This is a genomic window from Streptococcus sp. GMD1S, assembly GCF_000296875.1.
Classification (GTDB): Bacteria; Bacillota; Bacilli; order Lactobacillales; family Streptococcaceae; genus Streptococcus.
The window spans coordinates 1-3,130 of the sequence record NZ_AJQY01000343.1; the positions used below are offsets into that span (position 1 = coordinate 1).

Annotated in this window: 6 protein-coding genes; 3 read left to right on the plus strand and 3 right to left on the minus strand. The window is 38.1% G+C overall.

Translation table 11 applies throughout. The features are described 5' to 3' along the window. On the plus strand, positions 1–484 hold a 484-nt coding region (locus GMD1S_RS12480; protein WP_000112902.1), incomplete at its 5' end, for a hypothetical protein. Positions 485–558: 74 nt separating this feature from the next. Here the strand turns inward: GMD1S_RS12480 and GMD1S_RS10035 are convergent. Further along, the gene (locus GMD1S_RS10035; protein WP_000222599.1) at positions 559–861 is read right to left on the minus strand and encodes a helix-turn-helix domain containing protein; all 303 of its coding nucleotides are present in this window, start codon (positions 859–861) and stop codon (positions 559–561) included. Between the two features lie 263 nt (positions 862–1,124). Between GMD1S_RS10035 and GMD1S_RS10040 the strand changes: the two genes are divergently transcribed. Then, positions 1,125–1,538 carry a helix-turn-helix domain-containing protein gene (locus GMD1S_RS10040; protein WP_000622651.1) on the plus strand — a complete coding sequence of 138 codons (414 nt, stop codon included), beginning with the start codon at positions 1,125–1,127 and terminating at the stop codon, positions 1,536–1,538. Then, positions 1,535–1,975 carry a hypothetical protein gene (locus GMD1S_RS10045; protein ID WP_000724381.1) on the plus strand — a complete coding sequence of 147 codons (441 nt, stop codon included), beginning with the start codon at positions 1,535–1,537 and terminating at the stop codon, positions 1,973–1,975. Before GMD1S_RS10040 ends, GMD1S_RS10045 begins: the two co-directional genes overlap by 4 nt. Before the next feature lie 172 nt (positions 1,976–2,147). On the opposite strand, the gene GMD1S_RS10050 is transcribed toward GMD1S_RS10045, so the two are convergent. Both GMD1S_RS10050 and GMD1S_RS10055 read right to left on the minus strand, forming a co-directional pair. After that, positions 2,148–2,843 (minus strand): LrgB family protein, encoded by a 696-nt coding sequence (locus GMD1S_RS10050; protein WP_001288936.1) that lies wholly within the window; start codon positions 2,841–2,843, stop codon positions 2,148–2,150. Next, a partial coding sequence (locus tag GMD1S_RS10055; protein ID WP_000297177.1) for a CidA/LrgA family protein occupies positions 2,840–3,130 on the minus strand: 291 nt, incomplete at its 5' end. The genes GMD1S_RS10055 and GMD1S_RS10050, both read right to left, overlap by 4 nt.

Sequence of the window (3,130 nt, forward strand, 5' to 3'; positions counted from 1 at the left end):
TGACCGCCAAGGGTACTTGACCTTGACCTTGCCTGTCTCTGAGCACCAAATCATCACCGCAAAACTTTTAGGTGGTCTTGTCTGGTCCATCTTAGGCTATATCGTCTTTATCTTGAGTATATTGATTATCATCTTCTTAACACCAATTGAAAAAGACTTCACTGCCCTCTACAACTTCATTTCCCCTTATCTCAGCTACGGCTGGCTGTATGCCCTATCACTATTTGTCGGGTCAATCGCATGGATTTTATCCATTTACCTCTCCATCTCTATCGGGCAACTCTTTAACGAGTATCGAACAGCCATGGGGATTTTAGCCTATATCGTCATTTCCATCGTTATTGGTTATATCACTTTCTTCTTAAGAGTTGACAATGACTATAACGTGATGGCTAGTACAGAAATCTTGCGCGATCTCTTTTTATCAGCTATCTACTATCTCGGAACCTACTATATCTTGAAAAACAAGGTTAATTTGCAATAGTTTAAACGTCAAAAAAAGGATAACATCTCATCACTGAGAGGCTATCCTTTTCTTTATCTCATTTTCTAACTAGATTAAAAAATTGAATAAGTTCCTTTAATAACATCAAGACTCCAATTTTGTTCTAAAAGAGTTTGGATAAAATCTTTTTCTGATTGCGTAAGACTGGTTTTATTCCTGCCACAGCGTTTCTTATTGATTTTATATCGGTTATAGTAATCATAAGCAGAGTGCCCCTCTTTCAGATAGTTGATGACATTGTAGATTGTCTGTTTTGATCTGCCAAGTGAAGTCACAATATCTGAAACTTTTATGTTTTCTTGATAGTAAGCCTCTATCATTACAAGCTCGTTTGTGGTAAGATGAGTATAGGTCATTTATGTTGGTTCCTTTCAGACAAATGTGGTAGTTTATCTGAGCCTAACATAGATGGCTTTTTCTGTCTAGATTAATTTTACAAATTGGGTGTTAAAAAAATTGAATTAGGAATATAAAAAGTTCTAGTATTTGTACTAGAGATCAGACGGGCTTCTTTTTTGCTATGATTTTTAACAAAAAACTCTCGTTTTGCCAATAAAAGATGCTTGAAAGTTGGACAAGAAGGCTCTATAATGAGTTCAGGAAAAGAGGTAGGAAAAGTATGATTAGTGAAACGATTGCTCTGCTAAGGAAAAAGTCAGGTTATTCTCAGGAAAAATTAGCTGAAAAAGTAGGCGTATCTCGTCAGACTCTCAGTAAGTGGGAATTGGGCGACAGTTTACCGGATATTATTTCTTCAAGTCGTTTGGCAGAAATTTTTGATATCAGCTTAGATGAGTTGGTTAATGGGGATGTCTCTCCTTTTGCTACTAAAGCCAAAGAAGGGAAGTATATTTTTGGAACGGTAACTGTTGGTGAAAAGGGACAAATCGTCATTCCTGCACGAGCGAGAAAAATTTTTAACATCCAAAAAGACGACAACCTTATGGTTTTAGGTGATGTCAATCAAGGCTTGGCCTTGTTGAAGAGCGATTTTTTTATTCAAGCTTTTGAAGAAATGGGGTTAATGAAATGAAAAAAATTACTGGTTTTGGTCTTAGCTTTGCAGTGTTTATATTTTTCTTGAATTTGATAGGCTGCTATGATTTTGTCATGGTAATGACGCGTAACCAGACTTATTTTGCAGAACATTATAATTCAGCTATTATGGTTTACTTTAGCCATTATCCTGTTGTCTTTGTAATTGTGTGGTTTAGCCATTTGTTAGCTGCTACCTTGAGTCCGATTTTCTATTTTTTCAGAAGAAAATTAGCCCTTACTTTGGCTGGTCTTGCTTTCTGGGGAGATGCTCTGCTGATTCTATTGACCAGTCTTTTTAGGAATCGCATTCAGGTTTTTGGTTGGCAATTTTTCGTTGATTTGGTTGTTTTAGGATTGCTTGGCCTTTATTATCTGTATTTGCGTAAAATATTTCTTAGCACATCAGGAAAAACATCTAGGATTTTAAAATAGTCCTAGGTGTTTTTTGGTTATTTATGTATATTGTCTATAAATACGGCAAGAAAGTGAGAGAAGTGATTTTTTACTAAGAATCTGCTTCTGTCTAGCTTAATTTTACAAATTGGGAAAGTAAAAACCTATAACATACGATTCGAAAAAGCAAGGAACTTAAATTCCTTGCTTATTAACTCAATATCAAACTGGCTACGATGGGACTTACAAATACGTAGAGAATACCAGTAATACCGATAGCCAAGCCACCCATGGCTCCTGCTACAGAACCGTAGCGAAAAGCCGTTCCTGTTCCGACAGCATGACCTGTTCCACCAAGGGAAAGTCCAACTGCAACTGGATCGTCAATCTTCAACCACTTCAAAAGGGTGGGTCCGATAACACTGGTCAAAATCCCAGTGGCTACTACAACCACCAAGGTTACGGTTGTCAATCCTTGCAATTTTTCTGTGATCCCCACTGCCATGGCTGTCGTTACCGACTTGGGAAAGAGAGAAATGGCTAGGAAAAAGTCCATGCCAAATATTTTCGCCACAAGGGCTGTGAAAGAGGTATTGACAACTACTGCTAACAGACTCCCGAAAAGAATACTCCGCGCATGGTGCTTCATCAGATGAAAACTCTTATAAAGCGGAATCCCTAGAGCCACGGTCGATGGGACAATCAAGTTGTTCAGATAAACCCCACCTTGGTAATAATCTTGATAAGAAATACCCGTCGCCTTAAGGAAAATAATGATAAAAATAGCCGACAAAAGCAAGGGCGTTGTCAAGGGATGGGGAAAACGTCTGTAAATCAACATCCCCACTAGATAAGCTAGGATAGATAATGCAATCCCAAATAGAGGATTGGATACAAATTCGCTCATTTGGCATCTCCTTTCTCATAATCTCCCTCAAATCGTCTCTTGATAAACTGAACCACTAGGGCAATAAGGATAATGTTGATGACAGCCGCAAAAAAGACAATCAAGACGATGGGTAAAAGATAAGGGGCAATCACATCAAACTTTTCCATGATACCCACTGCTGGCGGCAAAAAGAGAATGGTCATATTGGCCAGCAAGAAATTTCCAACCATGTTGACATGTCTGGTCCTTAGCCACTTGAACTGTAAGGCTAGAAAGAGAATAATCAAACCGATAATACTGCCTGG

Excerpts from the sequence above, each read along its gene's own strand:
- GMD1S_RS10035 (WP_000222599.1), bottom strand. The coding sequence starts at position 861 with ATGACCTATACTCATCTTACCACAAACGAGCTTGTAATGATAGAGGCT.
- GMD1S_RS10040 (WP_000622651.1), top strand. The coding sequence starts at position 1,125 with ATGATTAGTGAAACGATTGCTCTGCTAAGGAAAAAGTCAGGTTATTCT.
- GMD1S_RS10045 (WP_000724381.1), top strand. The coding sequence starts at position 1,535 with ATGAAAAAAATTACTGGTTTTGGTCTTAGCTTTGCAGTGTTTATATTT.
- GMD1S_RS10050 (WP_001288936.1), bottom strand. The coding sequence starts at position 2,843 with ATGAGCGAATTTGTATCCAATCCTCTATTTGGGATTGCATTATCTATC.